The following is a 432-nucleotide window of genomic DNA, read 5'->3' on the forward strand; positions in this document are numbered from 1 at the left end:
GATGCCGCGCCGCAGGGCAGACCGCTCCAGCGTGCCGAAGTCGGAGATCGCCGCAAACACCTCTGCAATCGGGGCTTCGATGTCTTCCTTGCTGTGAAATTCCATGTTCGCCTGCCTCGTCTGCGGCTTGGGGTCGGTGCCGTTTCCGGCAAATATGCGCCTTAGTCCAGCGTGTCTGCAAGCCAGTTCTTGATCAAAAACTGCGCAATCGCGCCTTTGCGTGCGGGTTTCAGAACCGGGTGTTCGCCTGCAAAGACGGTCATCATCTCCTGGCGGCTGATCCACATGGCGTCCTCGATCTCTTCCGGGTCTATGGTGATCTCACGGCTCAGCGCCTCGCCTGCGCAGCCGAACATCAGCGACATCGGAAAGGCCCAGGGCTGGCTGGACAGGTAGCTGACCGGGCCGACCCGCACGCCGGTTTCCTCCAGC

General features: G+C 61.8%; 2 pseudogenes. Both read right to left on the reverse strand.

What is annotated here, in order from left to right:
- Positions 1-105 (reverse strand): annotated as a pseudogene (locus tag RA21_RS23325) (SRPBCC family protein); the annotation flags it as partial.
- A gap of 56 nt (positions 106-161) precedes the next feature.
- Positions 162-432 (reverse strand): annotated as a pseudogene (locus tag RA21_RS23330) (NAD(+) diphosphatase); the annotation flags it as partial.

This window comes from Leisingera sp. ANG-DT, assembly GCF_000813785.1.
Classification (GTDB): domain Bacteria; phylum Pseudomonadota; class Alphaproteobacteria; order Rhodobacterales; family Rhodobacteraceae; genus Leisingera.